This is a genomic window from Streptomyces sp. NPDC060184, assembly GCF_042728795.1.
Taxonomy (GTDB): Bacteria; Actinomycetota; Actinomycetes; order Streptomycetales; family Streptomycetaceae; genus Streptomyces.
Genome location: NZ_JBHWYX010000029.1, coordinates 87,385 through 104,766 on the forward strand (window position 1 = coordinate 87,385; position 17,382 = coordinate 104,766).

Sequence of the window (17,382 nt, forward strand, 5' to 3'; positions counted from 1 at the left end):
CCGATCCGGCACGGACCGCGTCCACACGGATCACATCCCTCACGGATGCCGTTCGCCATGGATACCGTCCGCCACCGGGCACGTGACAGCCCTACCCCGAAACACCGTCAACATTTGGCCGGGACATGCGGACGCGCCCTTGACTCCACCGGGACAGGGGCCGAGTGTGGCCGATATGACCCGTTCCGCACCCGCTCCCTCGCGTATCCGTATCGGCTCGGCACCCGACTCCTGGGGCGTCTGGTTCCCGGACGATCCGCGGCAGGTGCCCTGGCAGCGCTTCCTGGACGAGGTCGCGGCGGCGGGGTACGAGTGGATCGAGCTCGGCCCCTACGGCTACCTGCCCACCGATCCCGCCCGGCTCGCCGACGAGACCCGGCGCAGGGGGCTCTCGGTCTCCGCCGGGACCGTGTTCACGGGGCTGCACCACGGGCCCGAGGTCTGGGAACGGACCTGGGAGCACGTCGCCGGGATCGCCGGACTGACCCGGGCGATGGGGGCGGAACACCTCGTCGTCATCCCGTCGTTCTGGCGCGACGACAAGACGGGCGAGGTGCTGGAGGACCGCACCCTGACCCCCGCGCAGTGGCGCGACCTCACCACCCAGACCGAGCGGCTCGGCCGGGAGGTGCGGGACCGGTACGGGCTGCGGATCGTCGTCCATCCGCACGCCGACACCCACATCGACAGCGAGGAGAACGTCAACCGTTTCCTCGACGCGACCGACCCCGACCTCGTCTCCCTCTGCCTGGACACGGGGCACTACGCCTACTGCGGCGGCGACAGCGTCGCCCTGCTGCGGACGTACGGGGAGCGGATCGGCTACCTCCACCTGAAGCAGGTCGATCCCGAGGTCCTGGCGAAGGTGGTCGCCGAGGAGCTGCCGTTCGGTCCCGCCGTCGCCCGGGGGGTGATGTGCGAACCGCCGCGCGGCGTACCGGCGCTGGAGCCGGTGCTCGAAGCGGCGCGCGCGCTCGGCACCGACCTCTTCGCGATCGTGGAGCAGGACATGTACCCCTGCGACCCCGACGCGCCGCTGCCGATCGCCCGCCGCACCCGCGCCTACCTCCGCTCCTGCGGCACCCCGCCGGCCGCGCCCTGACCCCACGACGGAAGGGGCGGGGGCGGAGCCTGCGGAACCGGGACGGGGGTGGGAGCCGGAGCGGGAGCCGGGGCGGGAGCCGGGGCGGGAGCCGGAGCGGGAGCCGGAGCGGGAGCCGGAGCGGGAGCCGGAGCGGGAGCCGGAGCGGGGGCGGGGTGGGGCACGTGGCACCCCCACCCCGCCCCGGCTCCTCGTGCCGACTGCCGGTCAGGTCATGCGGGTTGCACCTGCGGTTCCGGCGCCGCCGCGGGGGACCGGTGGCCGCGGCGGTCCGCGATCAGCATCAGCGCGAGGCCGAAAACGGCCCAGCAGGCGAGCACCAGGGCGGGCGTTACCGCACCGGTGCCGTCGAAGAACGCGTTGGCGCGCAGCAGGCTTCCGGAGGCGCCCGGCGGGAGGATCTGTCCGAGCGTGGCCCAGCCGTTCGGCAGCCAGTGGGCCCCGCTGGCCAGTCCGGAGAGCGGGTTGCCGAGCAGCATGACCACGGCGGCACCGAGGCCGAATCCGGCCATGCCCATCAGCGCTTCGAGCCCGAGCAGGGTCATCACCAGGGCGGCCATGCCCAGGGTCATGCCGAGACCGCTGAGGACGTAGTTGCCGTCGAGGGAGCCCGTGCCGAACTGGAGGAAGGCCGTGACCGCGAACCCGGCCAGCAGGGCGAAGGCGACGCCTCCGGCGAGGCGGCGGCGGAGCCCGGCGTGTCCGGGGAAGAGGCGGGTGAGGATCACCGCGGGGATCATGCCGCCGAAGATCATGGGGAACGCCGCGGCGGCGAAGCCCGCTCCCTTCGGGTCGTCGGCCGTGAACGGCTTGAGGTCGGTGACGGTCACCTCGGCCTGCTGCTGGTGTGCGATTCCGTTCCCCACGGCGGTCACCGCGGCGGTGGGCTGCGCCCCTCCGGCGGTGGCCGTGTAGACGGTCACGTGCCCGGGGGCCAGTGCTATGCCGCCCATGACGTCGCGGTTCTCCATCGCGGCCTTCAAGGCCGCCTCGTCGCCGTAGGTGGTGACGTTCCAGTCGTCGCCGGAGAGGGCGCCGGAGACGGCCTCGGTCGCCTGCGCGGACCCGGTGACCCCGACGGGGAGTCCGTGGGGCCCGCTGTTCACCGAGGGCAGGGCGAAGGCGCAGAGCATGAGGATCACGACGGCGACCAGGCCCACGACCACGGCCAGGAGCTTGCGCGCCTGCCCGGCGGGTGCGGGCGGGGTGATTTGCTGGGTCATGGCGGATTTCCTTGCGACGGACCGGTGGGTGGACGCCTGCCGGGCCCATGTGATGCGCATGGCCGGGAGGAGAAGGGACGAAGGCACCGGCACAGGGCGCCGGGGCCGGACATCACGCTCCGCGTGAGGCCGGGCGGCAGAGCGCGGCCGGGCGGCAGAGCGCGGCGGAGTGCGGCAGCGCGATGGTTCGCACGCTCGCACACGTCCGCCACAGGATCTGATACAAGAATACAAGGTACATTGATGCGTGTGTCAAACGAAGAGTTTCACCCTGCGGTCCAGGTGCCGTCCGACTTGGTCGAGGCGGCCCTCCGGGCAGCGCGGACGCGCGGGGCGGCCGTCGCCGACGTGTCGATGCAAGCCATCGCCCAGGAAGCGGGCATCTCCCGCAGCACCCTGCTGCGCCGCCTCGGGGGCGCCCGGCACGCCTTGGACGAGGCGGTCCGGGCAGCCGGGGTCGACCCGGGCGGCCACAAGCCCGTGCGCGAGCGGGCCGTCGAAGCGGGAGCGGCACTCATCAGCGGTGACGGACTGGGGGCGCTCTCCCTCGAACGCGTCGCGGCGGCGGCCGAGTGCTCGGTGCACAGCCTCTATGCCGCGTTCGGCGGCCGGGACGGGCTGATGCAGGCCATCTTCGAGCGGTACGGCCCGTTCGTGAGCCTCGAAGCGGCCCTGGCCTCCCACCCCGGGGACCTGCGGAGCACGGTCCGCGTGATCTACGCGCACCTCGCGCACGTCGTCGGCCTCGAACCCCGCGTGCTCCCCGCGATCCTCGCCGAGGTCCTGGCGCGCCCGGGGGACGACGCGACGCAGGCCCTCGCGCGCCACATGGTCCCGCGCCTCTACGCGAGCATCGGCGAGTGGCTGGCCTCCGAGGTCACGGCGGGCCGCATCCGCGACCTGCCCCTCATCGCGCTCATCCACCAGATGTCGAACCCCCTGCTCATGCACCTCCTGCTCCGACCGGCCCTGGAACTCGTGCCCGGTCTCCAGATCCCCTCCGTCGAGGAGATGTGCGACGTCTTCGCCGACGCGTTCGTGCACGCCGTGGGGCTGCCCGACTCCTGACCTGCCGCGCCCCCTCCGGTCACACCGGGCCGCCCGGAGCCACGGGATCCACCCGGGCACACGGCCCCGTCCACCCACGGGGCCACCGGGCAGCGCCCGCCCGTCTTCGTGGGACATGTACCGGTTGTGTACGGCATGCGTCACAGCTGCGCGACAACATCCCGCAGTCGGCGCTCCCGGTCGTTCGACAGAACGCCGCTGACCGACCGTCAGCCGGTGCGCCGCAGCCCCTCTTCCATCCCTCCATCACCGCTGCGGTGCGGCAACGCGCAGAGAGGCGACACTCGATGACGGACAGCACGCTCTGGTCCTACAAGGACATCGCCGCGCACATCCGGGTCCTGCCGGACACCGTGCGCTCGTACCGCAAGCATGGCTTCCTTCCCGACCCCGACCAGGTGCGGGACGGCCGGCCCTACTGGTACCCGGACACCGTCCGCCACTGGGTCGCCCGCCGCCCCGGCAACCGCAACCGCGTCCGCACACTCGCCGGCTGAGCGACTCACCCGCCGAGCGCCCCGCGGCGGGTACGCCCCGGTTCGATGATCGTCACCCCCGCTCCCACGGCCCCGCCCATCGCGGCGAGCGCCGCAGGGGCTTCGGCGAGACCGATGGTGGAGGTGATCAGGAGATCGGGGCGCAGGGTCCCCGACCTGACCAGGTCCATCATCGGCGGGTAGGCGTGGGCGGCCATTCCGTGGCTGCCCAGGATCTCCAACTCCAGTGCGATCACCCGTGCCATGGGGACGACCGGGGCCCCGGCCGCCCTCGGCAGCAGCCCGACCTGCACGTGGCGTCCGCGTCGGCGCAGGCTGCGTACGGAGGCGGTGCAGGTCACCGGCGATCCGAGGGCGTCGAGCGAGAGGTGCGCCCCGCCGCCCGTGAGTTCGCGGACGGCGGCGTCCGCACCCTCCGGGTGGGCCACCGCGTCCACGCACGCCGCCGCCCCGAACGCCTTCGCCAGGTCGAGGGCGGCGGCCGAGACGTCCACGGCCACCACCCGGGCTCCGGCGGCCACCGCGATCATCACGGCGGAGAGGCCCAGCCCACCGCAGCCGTGCACCGCGACCCACTCCCCCGGCGCGACGCGCCCCTGACCGACGACCGCACGGAACGCCGTGGCGAACCGGCAGCCCAGGCCCGCCGCGGTGGCGAAGGAGAGCTCCTCGGGCACGGCCACCAGGTTGACGTCCGCGTGCTCCAGCGCGACGTACTCGGCGAACGATCCCCAGTGCGTGAACCCGGGCTGGGTCTGGCGCTCGCACACCTGCTGCGCCCCCGAGGCGCAGGCCCCGCATCGCCCGCAGGCGCAGACGAACGGAACGGTGACCCGGTCGCCGGGGCGCGGGCCGACGACTTCGGCTCCGACGGCCTCGACCACTCCGGCGAGTTCGTGGCCCGGCACGTGCGGGAGGGCGATGCCCTCGTCGTGCCCCATCCAGCCGTGCCAGTCGCTGCGACACAGCCCGGTCGCCTCGACCCGGACCACCACGCCCTGCGGGGCGGGGACCGGATCGGGCACCTCACGCACCCGCGCCTCCCGGCCGAACTCCTCGAACACCACTGCTCGCATGGCCCCGCCCATCCGTCACGTCTCGGGTCCCGGTGGTACGCCCGGTGATGCGGGCGGCGATACGCCCGGTGATGTGCCCGGTGATGCGCCCGGTGGGACCGGCACGGCGTGCCGTTCGGCCGCGTCCCGCCGGGTGGGGCGTCAACCGCCGCCGGCGATCGTGGTCCGGTCCGGGCCGGACCGGGTTGTCATCCCGCCGCCGCCGTCCGCCCCACGGCTGCCGGGTACGGAAGCGACGGCTCTCCCGGCTTGCGCGGACGGTGCGGGGGCCGCCCCCTCGTCGAGGCCGAATCTTCGGTGGAGGGCGCGGAGCGGGGCGGGCGCCCACCAGGTGGCGCGTCCCATCACCTTCATGACGGAGGGGACCAGGAGGCTGCGCACCACCATGGCGTCCATCAGTACCGCGAGGGCGATGCCGAGTCCGAGCATCTTCGTGTTGGTCACCCGCGAGGTCCCTATGGCGACCATCACCACCGCCAGGATCACAGCGGCGGCGGTGATGAGTCCGCCGGTGTGGCGCAGCCCGAAGACGATGGAGCCCTCGTGATCGCCGCTGCGGTCGTACTCCTCCTTGATGCGGGAGAGCAGAAAGACGCCGTAGTCCATGGAGAGCCCGAAGGCGACGCAGAACATCAGCACGGGCAGGGTGGTCTCGATGTCGCCGGTGCTGGTGAAGGAGAGCGGTCCGGAGAGGTGCCCCTCCTGGAAGACCCAGACGACCGCCCCGAACATCGCGGTCAGGCTGAGGGCGTTGAGGACGACCGCCTGGACGGGGATCAGGACGCTGCCGGTGAGCAGGAAGACCAGGAGCAGGGTCACCACCGCGATGATGCCGACCGCCCAGGGGAGCCGTTCGGCGATGGCGTCCTTCGAGTCGACGAGTACGGCGGCGGTCCCGGTCACCGAGGCGTGGACGGGGGCGTCGAGCGCGCGGAGGTCGCGGACGAGCTTCTGGGCCTCCGGACCGGCCGCCTCGCCCTCGGGCACCACGGAGTAGGTGGCGAATCCGCCGGCCGTCAGCGGCCCGTCCACCCGCACCACTCCCTCCGTGGCGGCGATCCGCTCGCGGAGGGCCGCGTACTGGGCGGGGGTGGCGGCCTCGCGGACGAGCAGGGTGAGACCGCCGCCCGGGGACCCGGGGAAGGCCTCGCGGATGTGGTCCTGCACCACGCGGGACGCGGAGTCCGCGGGCAGCTGGCGGTCGTCGGCCGTGCCGAACCGCACGCCCAGGAAGGGCAGTCCGAGCAGGACGAGCGCGGCCGTGGTCACCAGGGCGAAGACCGGGGCGCGGCGCATCACCAGGGCGGCGAGGCGGGCCCACCCCCGGCCGGCCGTCCCGGGAGGCACCTCCCGGGCCCCCCTCCGGCGGTCCAGCGCGCGCCGCAGGTCCAGGGCGTTGACCCGGGGGCCGAGCAGCACCAGCGCGGCCGGCAGGACGATGAGGGCCGCCCCGGCCGCCAGGATCACCACGGCGATTCCGGCGTACGCGAAGGAGCGCAGGAAGTACTGGGGGAAGACGAGCATCGCCGAGAGCGAGACCGCGACCGTGAGCGCGGAGAAGAGCACGGTGCGCCCCGCCGTGCGGAGGGTGACGCCGACCGCGGAGCGGGGGTCGGCGCCTGCGGCCATCTCTTCGCGGAACCTGCGCACGATGAACAGGGCGTAGTCGACGGCGAGTCCGAGGCCGAGGGCGGTCGTGAGGTTCTGGGCGAAGACGGAGACGTCGGTCAGCTCGGTGATGCCGCGCAGGACGGCGCTGGTCCCCAGGATCGCCACGATGCCCACGCCGAGGGGGAGCAGGGCCGCCACCGCGCTGCCGAAGACCATCACCAGCAGGACGAGGGTGACCGGCAGGGCGACCATCTCCGCCCTGAACAGGTCCTCCTGGATGATCGACTGCATCTCGTGCCGTGCGGCGATCAGCCCGCCGACGGAGACCTTCACCGGCCCGTGCTCCCCTTCGAAGAGCGGGGCGATCCGGTCGAGGGTCTCCCCGGAGCCCTTCTCCTCGCCGGTGATGTGGGCGGCGATCAGCGCTTCGTGTCCGTCCCGGGCGCGCAGGGCGGGGGCGGAGCCCTGCCAGTAGGAGCCGACGCCGGTGACCCCTTCCTGGGCGGCCAGGCGTGCGGTGAGGCGCGAGGCCTCGGCCACCACCGCCGGGTCGTCGACCGAGGCCCGCCCGCTGTCGATCAGCAGCAGGAGATTGGGCTGGGAGGCGGGGAACTCCTTTTCCAGCGCCCGGGTCGTCCAGGTCGACTCGGCGCCGGGGGCCTCCCAGCCACCGCTGCCCATCCGGTCGCCGACACCGCTCCCCGCGAACACCGCGAGCGCGGTGAAGACGAGCGCCGCGAGCAGGGCGAGCCGAGGCCGCGCCGTCACGAAACGGGTCCAGCCACCGAGCCGCTGCGGGCTCTCGACTACGGACATGGTGCCGTGCCCCCTCCACCAGGCCCGGGCCGCTCAGGGCAGCACGGGCCGGCCATTGCCACATAGACTGGCAAACACGAGTGGTCGCTCGCGTTTCTCAAGAATGCGAGCGCCCGCTCGTATTTGTCAATCACTCTCCCGAGGGCTGGGGATGAACCATGTCTGAGGCCGGAACCGAGCGGACCACCACCTCGGCGACAACGGAACCGACAGGGAAGGCGCACGGTGGCGCCGAGCCGGACCAGGGCGCCGCGAGCACCCCGGCCCCCCGCCGCCGCCAAGCGCGCGGCGAGGCCCGGATAGCCCAGCTGCTCGGCGCCGCCGCCGACGTGTTCCGCACGCAGGGCTACACCGCTGCCAGCACCAACGCCATCGCCCGCGAGGCCGGTGTGTCGCCCGGCACGCTGTACCAGTTCTTTCCGAACAAGGAGGCGATCGCGGTGGAGCTCGGCGACCGCCTCCTGCACCGCTGGCAGGAGACGTACGGCGAGGCCATCACCCTGAGCCACTCCGAACTCGCGCTGGACCGAATGCTCGACACGGTGCTCGATCCGCTGATCGCCTTCAACACCGAGAACCCGGCGTTCTGCGTCCTGATGCACGGGGGCGAGGTGCCCGGTCGGATCACCGAGAAGCACGACCTGGTGCACGACGCGATGCTCACCCGCGTCGAGACCCTGCTCGCGGGGTACCTGCCGGAGCTTCCCGAGGCGCAGATACAGCGCGTGGGCGCCATGTCCTTCCAGCTGTTCAAGGCCGGAATCGACCTGATCATGACGCACGAGGGCGAGGAGCGCGAGGCGTACGCCCGCGAGCTGAAGACGGTGATGTTCCGTTACCTGAACCCTCTGCTGGACGAGGCGAACCGCCTCTCCCGCACCCCGGGTTCCCCCTGACCGCGAGCCCCGGCGGACGGCACCGCACACGCGGCGGCCGACGGTGCGGTGGCACACCCCCCGGCCCGGCGCAGGCCTCGCGACCCGGACCGGGGCTCGGTCATCCACCGCAGCCGGGGCACGCACCCCGCCCCGGCCCGGGGCAGGACACAGGGAGCGACAGGGCCACCACGCGCTGGCATATGCCCCGGAACATCCCGATCGGTGCGACGACATGCCCCACCAACGACCGTCGCGCGCCGACGACACGCCCTTCGGGCACCGGCCCGATGCGCCCGGGCGCAGCCCTAGGCTGTGCGGATCCCATCCGATTCATCCCGACCGTCACGACATCATCCGATCCGCCCCGGTCGGGCCCCTGATGCCCTTCCTCCCGATCACCCACCCCACCCCCTCCCGGTCGCCTCTCCCGCCCCCCTCCCCACCCCTCCCGATCGCCCCCTCCCCACCCCTCCCGATCGCCCCCTCCTGCCCCCTCCGGGAGCCGGAAGGCCCCCCACCAGGAGCCGGCGTGAACTGGTCCTCCTCCGACGACCTCCCCTCCGACGCCCCGCCGCCCCCGCCCGCACCCCCGCCCCCGCCCGGCCCGCCACCGGGCCCGCCGGGCGCGCCCCGGCCGCGCCCCGGCCTCTGGCGGCGCTGCCTCTGGGGCGGGGTCGTCGCGTGGGCCCTCGCCGCCGGGGCCACGTACCTCACCGAGAACTCCACGCTGCTGCCGACGCTGATCCTGCTCGGCAGCTTTCTCGTGCCGGCCGTGTTCGTGCTGTGGGCGTACGAGCGGCACGGCGAGGATCTCGGGCCGTCCCTGATCCTGGGCTCGTTCCTGACCGGCGGAATCCTGGGGGTGCTGGGCGCCTCGGTGCTGGAGTACTACCTGCTGCATCAGACCTCGGTCTGGCTGTTCCTCGGCGTCGGGCTGATCGAGGAGGCGGTGAAGCTGGGCGCCCTGATGTTCGTCCTCCGCCGCCACCACTCCGTCCGCGGGCGGAGGGCCGGGCTGGTGCTGGGCGCCACGGTGGGCTTCGGTTTCGCGGCGTTCGAAAGCGCCGGTTACGCCTTCAACGCGGCGGTCACCCTGGACGGCATCGACCTGCGCGCACTGCTGGAGACCGAGGTGTTGCGCGGAGTGCTCTCCCCCTTCGGGCACGGCCTGTGGACGGCGATCGCCGGCGGGGTCCTGCTGGTCCACCGGGAGGCGAACGGCCGGTTCCGCTTCCCGCCGACAGTGGTCGGAACCTTCTTCGGAGTGGCCGTCCTGCACGCCCTGTGGGACTCGATGCGGGGCATCGCGGTCTGGCTGGTCGCCCGGGTCACCGGCGACGGGCAGGTGGATTCGATTCCGGCCCGGGGCTTCCTGGAGAACCCGACGGACCAGCAGCAGCACCTCTTCACCGTGATCTCGGTGGGCGGCACGGTGGCGACCACCCTGGTCGGGCTGTGCTGGCTCCGCGTCCTCGTCCTGCGCTCCCGGCAGGAGCGGGCGCGGGCGCGGGGGGAATCGGCGCCTGGCGTCAGGCGCTCGCCTTGATACCCCCTAGGGGTATAGTCTGGAACATGAGGCAAGGGAGCCTCGGGCCGGTCCGGACGCGCAACGGATGCCCGGTTCCCCAGCCCTTCCTACAACGCTCAATATGCCGATTTGTTGCGCTTTCGACCTACGGCTGACGCCACGGTCCACGCTCTTCGGTATGTCCGATCAGAGGAGAACACCATGACCGCCGAGACCGAGACCCCTCAGGCCGCCGCCCGCTCCTGCTGCTCGTCCGGGGCCGACCACGGCGCCCCCGCCGAGGTGGCGATCGGCTCGGTCACCTCGGTGTACGAGGTCAAGGGCATGACCTGCGGCCACTGCGAGGGCGCCGTCTCCGAGGAGATCTCCGCCATCGACGGAGTGACCGAGGTGAAGGCCGTCGCCGCGAGCGGGCAGGTGACCGTCTCCTCCCGTGCGCCGCTGCCCGAGGAAGCCGTACGCGCCGCCGTCGACGAGGCGGGCTACGAGTACGTCGGCAAGGCCTGACCGACGACAGCCCGGGCCACACCGGCCTCACCGACGACAGCCCGGGCAACAGTGCCCCGGGCCACACCGCCCCGAGCGACATCGGCCCGCACGAGCACGGCCCGCAGCGAAACCACGGTCCGAGCAGCACCGCCCCGGACAGGAACCCCGCCGGAGCAGGCCGCCCGGACCGCCGCCCCTCCCACCACCCTTCGGGCCGGACGCCACCAGCAGATACTGGTGGGGTACGGCCCCGAAGTGTTTCTCCCAGGAGTTCGGACATGGCCAGCACCACCACAGCCGAGGTCACCACAGCCGACGCACCGGCCCCGGAGGTCTCCGAGACCGAGCTGACGATCGGCGGCATGACCTGCGCCTCCTGTGCGGCACGGGTCGAGAAGAAGCTGAACCGGATGGACGGCGTGACCGCCACGGTCAACTACGCGACCGAGAAGGCCCGCGTCTCCTTCGGCCCCGGCACGGATCTGGCGGATCTCGTCGCGACCGTCGAGCGGACCGGCTACACCGCCACCCCGCCCCCACCGCCACCGCCGCCCGAGCCGGAGCCCGCGGCGTCCGCCGCCATACCCGGCGAGGCGGCCGGGGCGGGGGCCGAGGCCACCGGGGACACCACGGAGAGCGAGAAGGGCGGCGCCCTCGCCGCCCTCCGGCAGCGCCTGATCGTGTCGGTGCTGCTCTCCGTGCCGGTGGTCCTGCTCGCGATGGTCCCGGCGCTCCAGTTCGACAACTGGCAGTGGCTCTCGCTGACGCTCGCCGCTCCGGTGGTCGTCTGGGGCGGACTGCCGTTCCACCGCGCCGCGTGGACCAACCTCCGGCACGGCGCCGCGACCATGGACACGCTGGTCTCGGTCGGCACCCTGGCGGCCTTCGGCTGGTCGCTGTGGGCGCTCTTCTTCGGCGACGCCGGAATGCCGGGCATGCGGCACGGCTTCGACCTGGTGGCCTCCCGGGCGGACGCGTCCTCCGCGCTCTATCTGGAGGTCGCGGCCGGGGTGGTGAGCTTCATCCTGCTCGGCCGCTATCTGGAGGCCCGGTCCAAGCGGAAGGCGGGTTCGGCACTGCGGGCGCTGATGCACCTCGGGGCGCGGGACGTGGCGGTCCTGAGGAACGACGGTACGGAGGTACGTGTCCCGGTCGCCCGGCTCGCGGTGGGCGACCGGTTCGTGGTGCGGCCCGGCGAGAAGATCGCCACGGACGGCACGGTGGCCGAGGGCGGGTCCGCGGTGGACGCCTCGATGCTCACCGGCGAGTCCGTGCCGGTCGACGTGGGACCCGGCGCCCAGGTCACCGGGGCGACGGTGAACGTCTCGGGCCGGCTCGTCGTGGAGGCGACCCGGGTCGGGGCCGACACCCAGCTCGCCCGGATGGCGCGGCTCGTGGAGGACGCCCAGAACGGCAAGGCCGAGGTGCAGCGCCTCGCCGACCGGGTGTCGGCGGTCTTCGTGCCGGTGGTGCTGCTGATCGCGGTGGCCACGCTGGTCACCTGGCTGCTGGTGACGGACGACGTGACGGCCGCGTTCACGGCGGCGGTCGCCGTACTGATCATCGCCTGCCCCTGCGCCCTCGGGCTGGCCACTCCCACCGCTCTCATGGTCGGTACGGGGCGCGGCGCCCAGCTCGGCATCCTGATCAAGGGCCCGGAGGTCCTGGAGACGACCCGGCGCGTCGACACGATCGTGCTCGACAAGACGGGCACCGTCACCACGGGCCGGATGGCGCTCCGGGCCGTGCACACCGCGCCCGGGACGGACGAGGACGAGGCGCTGCGGCTGGCCGGGGCGCTGGAGCACGCCTCGGAGCACCCGGTGGCCCGTGCGGTGGCTTCGGCGGCGGCCGAGCGCCTGGGGGCGCTGCCTTCCGTCACTGGCTTCGGGAATGTCGCCGGGCTCGGCGTACGGGGCACGGTGGACGGCCGTACGGTTCTCGTCGGCCGGCCCGCGCTCCTGGCGGAGGCCGGGATCGCCCTGCCGCCGGCGCTGGAGTCGGCGCTCGCCGGGGCCATCGGGACCACGGCCGTGGTGGTCGGCTGGGACGGGGAGGCCCGCGCGGTCCTGGAGGTCGCGGACACCGTGAAGGACAGCAGCGCCGCGGCGGTCGCCGAGCTGCGCGGGCTGGGGCTGCGCCCGGTGCTGCTGACCGGCGACAACCGGGCCGTGGCCGAATCCGTGGCGCGTGCCGTCGGGATCGACGAGGTCTACGCCGAGGTGCTGCCCCAGGAGAAGGTGGAGGTTGTGCGGAGGCTCCAGGCGGCGGGCCGGTCGGTCGCGATGGTCGGCGACGGCGTGAACGACGCCGCCGCCCTCGCGACCGCGGATCTGGGGCTGGCGATGGGTACGGGGACGGACGCGGCGATCGAGGCGAGCGATCTCACATTGGTACGTGGAGATCTGAAGGTGACAGGGGCCGCGATCCGCCTCTCTCGGCGTACGCTGTCCACCATCAGGGGCAACCTCGTCTGGGCCTTCGGGTACAACGTGGCGGCCCTGCCGCTTGCTGCGTTCGGCCTGCTCAACCCGATGATCGCGGGAGCCGCCATGGCGTTCTCCTCCGTGTTCGTCGTGACGAACAGCCTGCGCCTGCGCTCCTTCACGTAATTTCCACAAAGAGATCTAGATCACATCGATTTGAGGGTAACCATTCAATGGGTTCGTGAGTCTTAGAGTGCGATGCCAAGGATGTCTTGGGGGACGTCCGATGAAGTGTCTTGGGGGACGCTTCATGGCAAGCGTTGGCCGGGGCACGTGCATCGGGGAGCTTTGAGCGGCCCTCCCGTACGTACCCCGGCGGACCGCAGCAGGACAAGGGAGTGCAGACTCCCTGAAGGACGCCCGGCCGGATCCCGTGGGGGGAATCCGCTCCGGGATATGGGAAGCGCCCTGTCCGTCGACCCGTGGGGGGATCGACGGCGGGGCGCTTCCTGCTGTTTCCGGCCATGCCGAGAGGCGCGCCACGGCGCCCCGGGCCCCACAACGCCGAATCGCCCCGGACGCCGCGCTCTGGGCGAGCGCGGCACGCGGGGCGAAGGCAGTCGGCCGAGGAGGCCGGGTGGTGCGCGGTGGTGCGGGTACTGCGATCGGTGCGGGCACTGCGGGGCAGCAGGTACTACGAGCCCTACGGGCGACGCCGACGGAGCGACTACGGCGAGCGGCCCTACGGGTACGGCGCCACGCGGCTCATGCGGTCGTCGCGCCGTACCGGTTCACCCGGGCGCCCCGAGTGCGCCCGTGCGGGGTGGGTCAGCGGCCCTCGACGGGGACGAAGTCGCGGAGGACCTCACCCGTGTAGATCTGGCGCGGGCGGCCGATGCGCGATCCCGGCTCCTTGATCATCTCGTGCCACTGGGCGATCCAGCCGGGGAGGCGGCCGAGCGCGAAGAGCACGGTGAACATCTCGGTCGGGAAGCCCATGGCCCGGTAGATCAGACCGGTGTAGAAGTCCACGTTGGGGTAGAGGTTGCGCGAGACGAAGTACTCGTCGGAGAGCGCGTGCTCCTCCAGCTTGAGCGCGATGTCGAGCAGCTCGTCGGACTTGCCGAGGGCCGACAGGACGTCGTGCGCGGCAGCCTTGATGATCTTGGCGCGCGGGTCGAAGGACTTGTACACCCGGTGGCCGAAGCCCATCAGGCGGACGCCGTCCTCCTTGTTCTTCACCTTGCGGATGAAGGCGTCGACGTCGCCGCCGTTGGCCTGGATGCCTTCCAGCATCTCCAGCACGGACTGGTTGGCGCCGCCGTGCAGCGGGCCCCACAGGGCGGAGATACCGGCGGAGATCGAGGCGAACATGTTCGCCTGCGAGGAGCCGACCAGACGCACGGTGGAGGTCGAACAGTTCTGCTCGTGGTCCGCGTGCAGGATGAGCAGCTTGTCCAGCGCCGAGACGACGACCGGGTCGAGCTCGTACTCCTGGGCGGGGACCGAGAAGGTCATGCGCAGGAAGTTCTCGACGTAGCCGAGGTCGTTGCGCGGGTAGACGAACGGGTGACCGATCGACTTCTTGTACGCGTACGCGGCGATGGTGGGGAGCTTCGCCAGCAGGCGGATCGTCGAGAGGTGACGCTGCTCCTCGTCGAACGGGTTGTGGCTGTCCTGGTAGAAGGTGGACAGCGCGCTGACGACCGAGGACAGCATGGCCATCGGGTGGGCGTCGCGCGGGAAGCCGTCGAAGAACCGCTTGACGTCCTCGTGCAGCAGGGTGTGCTGGGTGATCTCGTTCTTGAAGGTCGACAGCTCGTCGACCTTCGGAAGCTCACCGTTGATCAGCGTGTACGCGACCTCAAGGAAGGTCGAGCTCTCGGCGAGCTGCTCGATCGGGTACCCGCGGTAGCGGAGGATGCCCTGCTCACCGTCGAGGTAGGTGATGCCGGATTTATAGGCGGCGGTGTTGCCGTACCCGCTGTCCAGCGTCACGAGGCCGGTGTTGGCCCGCAGCTTCCCGATGTCGAAGCCCTTGTCGCCGACGGTGCTGTCGATCACCGGGTAGGTGTACTCGTCATCGCCGTACCGCAGTACTACAGCGTTGTTGGTGTGCTCGCTCACGTCATCCCTCACCGACGTAGTGCCTCTTCTTCGAGGTGCCCTGACTAGGTGCCCTGTGCCCTGACTGTCTCCACCCTCCCCCATTTGGCTCAGGAGAGTGCACTCGGGGTCGTCCATTGGACCTAATGGCGGCACTGAGTGCCGCCAACTTAGTCATCCTGCCCCCTCCCCGTTGGTTCCGGAAGCCCCGCGTGATGTTTCCCACCGATTTGATCGATCATTTTTTGCGGTGAGTCTCCCCCTGCCCCTCCCCTGAGCCGGAAATCCAGCGCCGTACAGCGCCTCCCGGCGGAAACCGTGCGGACGGCCTGCCCGATCGCCTTGCGGGAGCCGACCAGGACGACGAGCCGCTTGGCCCGGGTCACGGCCGTGTAGAGGAGGTTGCGCTGGAGCATCATCCAGGCGCTGGTGGTGACGGGGACGACGACGGCCGGGTACTCGCTGCCCTGGGAGCGATGGATCGTCATGGCGTAGGCGTGGGCCAGCTCGTCGAGCTCGTCGAAGTCGTAGCCGATCTCCTCGTCCTCGTCGGTGCGCACGGTCAGCCGCTGCTCGTCGGTGTCGAGCGAGGTCACGACGCCGACGGTGCCGTTGAAGACGCCGTTCTCGCCCTTCTCGTAGTTGTTGCGGATCTGGGTGACCTTGTCGCCGACCCTGAAGACCCGGCCGCCGAACCGCTTCTCCGGCAGCTCGGGGCGGCCCGGGGTGATGACCTGCTGGAGCAGGCCGTTGAGGTGCCCGGCGCCGGCCGGGCCCCGGTGCATGGGGGTGAGCACCTGGATGTCGCGGCGCGGGTCGAGGCCGAACTTCTTCGGGATGCGGCGGGCCGCCACGTCGACGGCGAGCACCCCGGCGTCCTCCGTCTCGTCCTCCACGAAGAGGAAGAAGTCGTCGAGTCCCTGGGTGAGCGGGGGCTGCCCGGAGTTGATGCGGTGGGCGTTGGTGACCACCCCGGACTGCTGGGCCTGGCGGAAGATCCGGGTCAGCCGGACGGCCGGGACGGGCCCGCCCTCGGCGAGCAGGTCCCGCAGCACCTCGCCCGCGCCGACCGACGGCAGCTGGTCCACGTCGCCGACGAGAAGGAGGTGGGCACCGGGTGCCACCGCCTTCACGAGCTTGTTGGCGAGCAGCAGATCGAGCATGGACGCCTCGTCCACGACCACCAGGTCGGCGTCGAGCGGGCGGTCCTTGTCGTACGCGGCGTCCCCGCCCGGTTTCAGTTCGAGGAGCCGGTGCACGGTGGACGCCTCGGCGCCGGTCAGCTCGGAGAGGCGCTTCGCGGCCCGCCCGGTGGGGGCGGCCAGCACGACCTTCGCCTTCTTCGCGCGGGCCAGCTCGACCACGGACCGTACGGTGAACGATTTCCCGCACCCCGGTCCGCCGGTCAGCACGGCCACCTTCCGGCTCAGCGCGAGGCGCACAGCCGCCTCCTGCTCGGGCGCGAGGGTGGCGCCGGTCCGCCGGGCCAGCCACTCCAGCGCCTTCTCCCAGTCCACGTCCCTGAAGGCGGGCATCCGGTCCTCCGGGGTCCGCAGCAGTCGGCGGACCTGTCCGGCGAGGGAGAGTTCCGCCCGGTGGAACGGCACGAGGTAGACCGCCGTGACCGGCTCCCCGCCCTCCGGGGAGGGCACCTTCTCGCGGACGACGCCCTCCGGGTCGGCGGCGAGTTCGGCGAGGCACTCGATGACCAGGCCGGTGTCGACCTGGAGCAGTTTCACGCCGTCCGCGATCAGCCGTTCCTCGGGGAGGTAGCAGTGGCCCTGGTCGGAGGACTGGGAGAGGGCGTACTGCAGTCCGGCGCGCACGCGTTCCGGGCTGTCGTGCGGGATGCCGACCGCCTGCGCGATCCGGTCGGCGGTGAGGAAGCCGATGCCCCAGACGTCGGCGGCCAGCCGGTAGGGCTGGTTCTTCACGACGGAGATGGAGGCGTCCGCGTACTTCTTGTAGATCCTGACCGCGATCGAGGTCGAGACCCCGACCGACTGGAGGAAGATCATGACTTCCTTGATCGCCTTCTGTTCCTCCCAGGCGTCGGCGATCTTCCTGGTGCGTTTCGGGCCGAGCCCGGGGACCTCGACGAGCCGCTTGGGCGCGTTCTCGATGATGTCGAGGGTGTCGGTGCCGAAGTGGGTGGTGATCCGGTCGGCCATGACCGGGCCGATGCCCTTGATCAGCCCGGAGCCGAGGTAGCGGCGGATGCCCTGGATGGTGGCGGGGAGCACCGTCGTGTAGTTCTCCACCGTGAACTGCTTGCCGTACTGGGGGTGGGAGCCCCAGCGGCCCTCCATCCGCAGCGACTCCCCCGGCTGCGCGCCGAGCAGCGAACCCACCACGGTGAGCAGGTCGCCGCCGCGCCCGGTGTCGACGCGGGCGACGGTGTAGCCGTTCTCCTCGTTGGCGTAGGTGATCCGCTCCAGGACCCCTTCGAGGACTGCCAGATTGGGGGGCGGGGTGGGCGCGTTGGGCATGGATCGACGGTATCGGGTGGTGCCGACACCGCCGTACGGGGTCGTGCCGGCGGCCCGGCCGGGGGGCCCCGGC

Annotated in this window: 12 protein-coding genes; 7 read left to right on the forward strand and 5 right to left on the reverse strand. The window is 72.0% G+C overall.

What is annotated here, in order from left to right; translation table 11 throughout:
- The first annotated feature begins 175 nt into the window (after positions 1–175).
- Positions 176–1,102, forward strand: coding sequence for a sugar phosphate isomerase/epimerase family protein (locus tag ACFWEE_RS20230; RefSeq protein ID WP_386890842.1), 927 nt, complete (start codon positions 176–178; stop codon positions 1,100–1,102).
- Between the two features lie 212 nt (positions 1,103–1,314).
- On the opposite strand, the gene ACFWEE_RS20235 is transcribed toward ACFWEE_RS20230, so the two are convergent.
- A complete protein-coding gene (locus ACFWEE_RS20235) occupies positions 1,315–2,325 on the reverse strand; it encodes a hypothetical protein (RefSeq protein ID WP_386890843.1) in 1,011 nt (336 codons plus the stop codon).
- 249 nt (positions 2,326–2,574) lie between these two features.
- On the opposite strand from ACFWEE_RS20235, the gene ACFWEE_RS20240 reads away from it, so the two are divergent.
- Positions 2,575–3,393 (forward strand): TetR/AcrR family transcriptional regulator, encoded by an 819-nt coding sequence (locus ACFWEE_RS20240; protein WP_386890844.1) that lies wholly within the window; start codon positions 2,575–2,577, stop codon positions 3,391–3,393.
- A 287-nt stretch (positions 3,394–3,680) separates the two neighbouring features.
- Positions 3,681–3,890 carry a MarR family transcriptional regulator gene (locus ACFWEE_RS20245; RefSeq protein WP_386890845.1) on the forward strand — a complete coding sequence of 70 codons (210 nt, stop codon included), beginning with the start codon at positions 3,681–3,683 and terminating at the stop codon, positions 3,888–3,890.
- Positions 3,891–3,895: 5 nt separating this feature from the next.
- On the opposite strand, the gene ACFWEE_RS20250 is transcribed toward ACFWEE_RS20245, so the two are convergent.
- Together ACFWEE_RS20250 and ACFWEE_RS20255 are read right to left on the reverse strand one after the other, a co-directional pair.
- The gene (locus tag ACFWEE_RS20250; RefSeq protein ID WP_386890847.1) at positions 3,896–4,966 is read right to left on the reverse strand and encodes a zinc-binding dehydrogenase; all 1,071 of its coding nucleotides are present in this window, start codon (positions 4,964–4,966) and stop codon (positions 3,896–3,898) included.
- A gap of 141 nt (positions 4,967–5,107) precedes the next feature.
- Positions 5,108–7,393, reverse strand: a complete 2,286-nt coding sequence (locus ACFWEE_RS20255) for an MMPL family transporter (protein WP_386890849.1) — start codon at positions 7,391–7,393, stop codon at positions 5,108–5,110.
- A gap of 158 nt (positions 7,394–7,551) precedes the next feature.
- Between ACFWEE_RS20255 and ACFWEE_RS20260 the strand changes: the two genes are divergently transcribed.
- The 4 genes from ACFWEE_RS20260 (at position 7,552) to ACFWEE_RS20275 (ending at position 12,900) form a co-directional block, all read left to right on the forward strand.
- The gene (locus ACFWEE_RS20260) at positions 7,552–8,289 is read left to right on the forward strand and encodes a TetR/AcrR family transcriptional regulator (protein WP_386890850.1); all 738 of its coding nucleotides are present in this window, start codon (positions 7,552–7,554) and stop codon (positions 8,287–8,289) included.
- 511 nt (positions 8,290–8,800) lie between these two features.
- Entirely contained in the window at positions 8,801–9,817 is a 1,017-nt protein-coding gene (locus tag ACFWEE_RS20265; RefSeq protein WP_386890851.1) for a PrsW family intramembrane metalloprotease, read from the forward strand.
- Between the two features lie 183 nt (positions 9,818–10,000).
- Positions 10,001–10,306 (forward strand): heavy-metal-associated domain-containing protein, encoded by a 306-nt coding sequence (locus tag ACFWEE_RS20270; protein WP_386890853.1) that lies wholly within the window; start codon positions 10,001–10,003, stop codon positions 10,304–10,306.
- A 260-nt stretch (positions 10,307–10,566) separates the two neighbouring features.
- Complete coding sequence (locus ACFWEE_RS20275) at positions 10,567–12,900, forward strand: heavy metal translocating P-type ATPase (protein WP_386890855.1); 2,334 nt, start codon at positions 10,567–10,569, stop codon at positions 12,898–12,900.
- 642 nt (positions 12,901–13,542) lie between these two features.
- On the opposite strand, the gene ACFWEE_RS20280 is transcribed toward ACFWEE_RS20275, so the two are convergent.
- Both ACFWEE_RS20280 and ACFWEE_RS20285 read right to left on the reverse strand, forming a co-directional pair.
- On the reverse strand, positions 13,543–14,841 hold the full coding sequence (locus ACFWEE_RS20280) for a citrate synthase (RefSeq protein ID WP_328721589.1): 1,299 nt from the start codon (positions 14,839–14,841) through the stop codon (positions 13,543–13,545).
- Between the two features lie 149 nt (positions 14,842–14,990).
- Positions 14,991–17,309 carry an ATP-dependent RecD-like DNA helicase gene (locus ACFWEE_RS20285; protein WP_386890857.1) on the reverse strand — a complete coding sequence of 773 codons (2,319 nt, stop codon included), beginning with the start codon at positions 17,307–17,309 and terminating at the stop codon, positions 14,991–14,993.
- Positions 17,310–17,382: the final 73 nt, after the last annotated feature.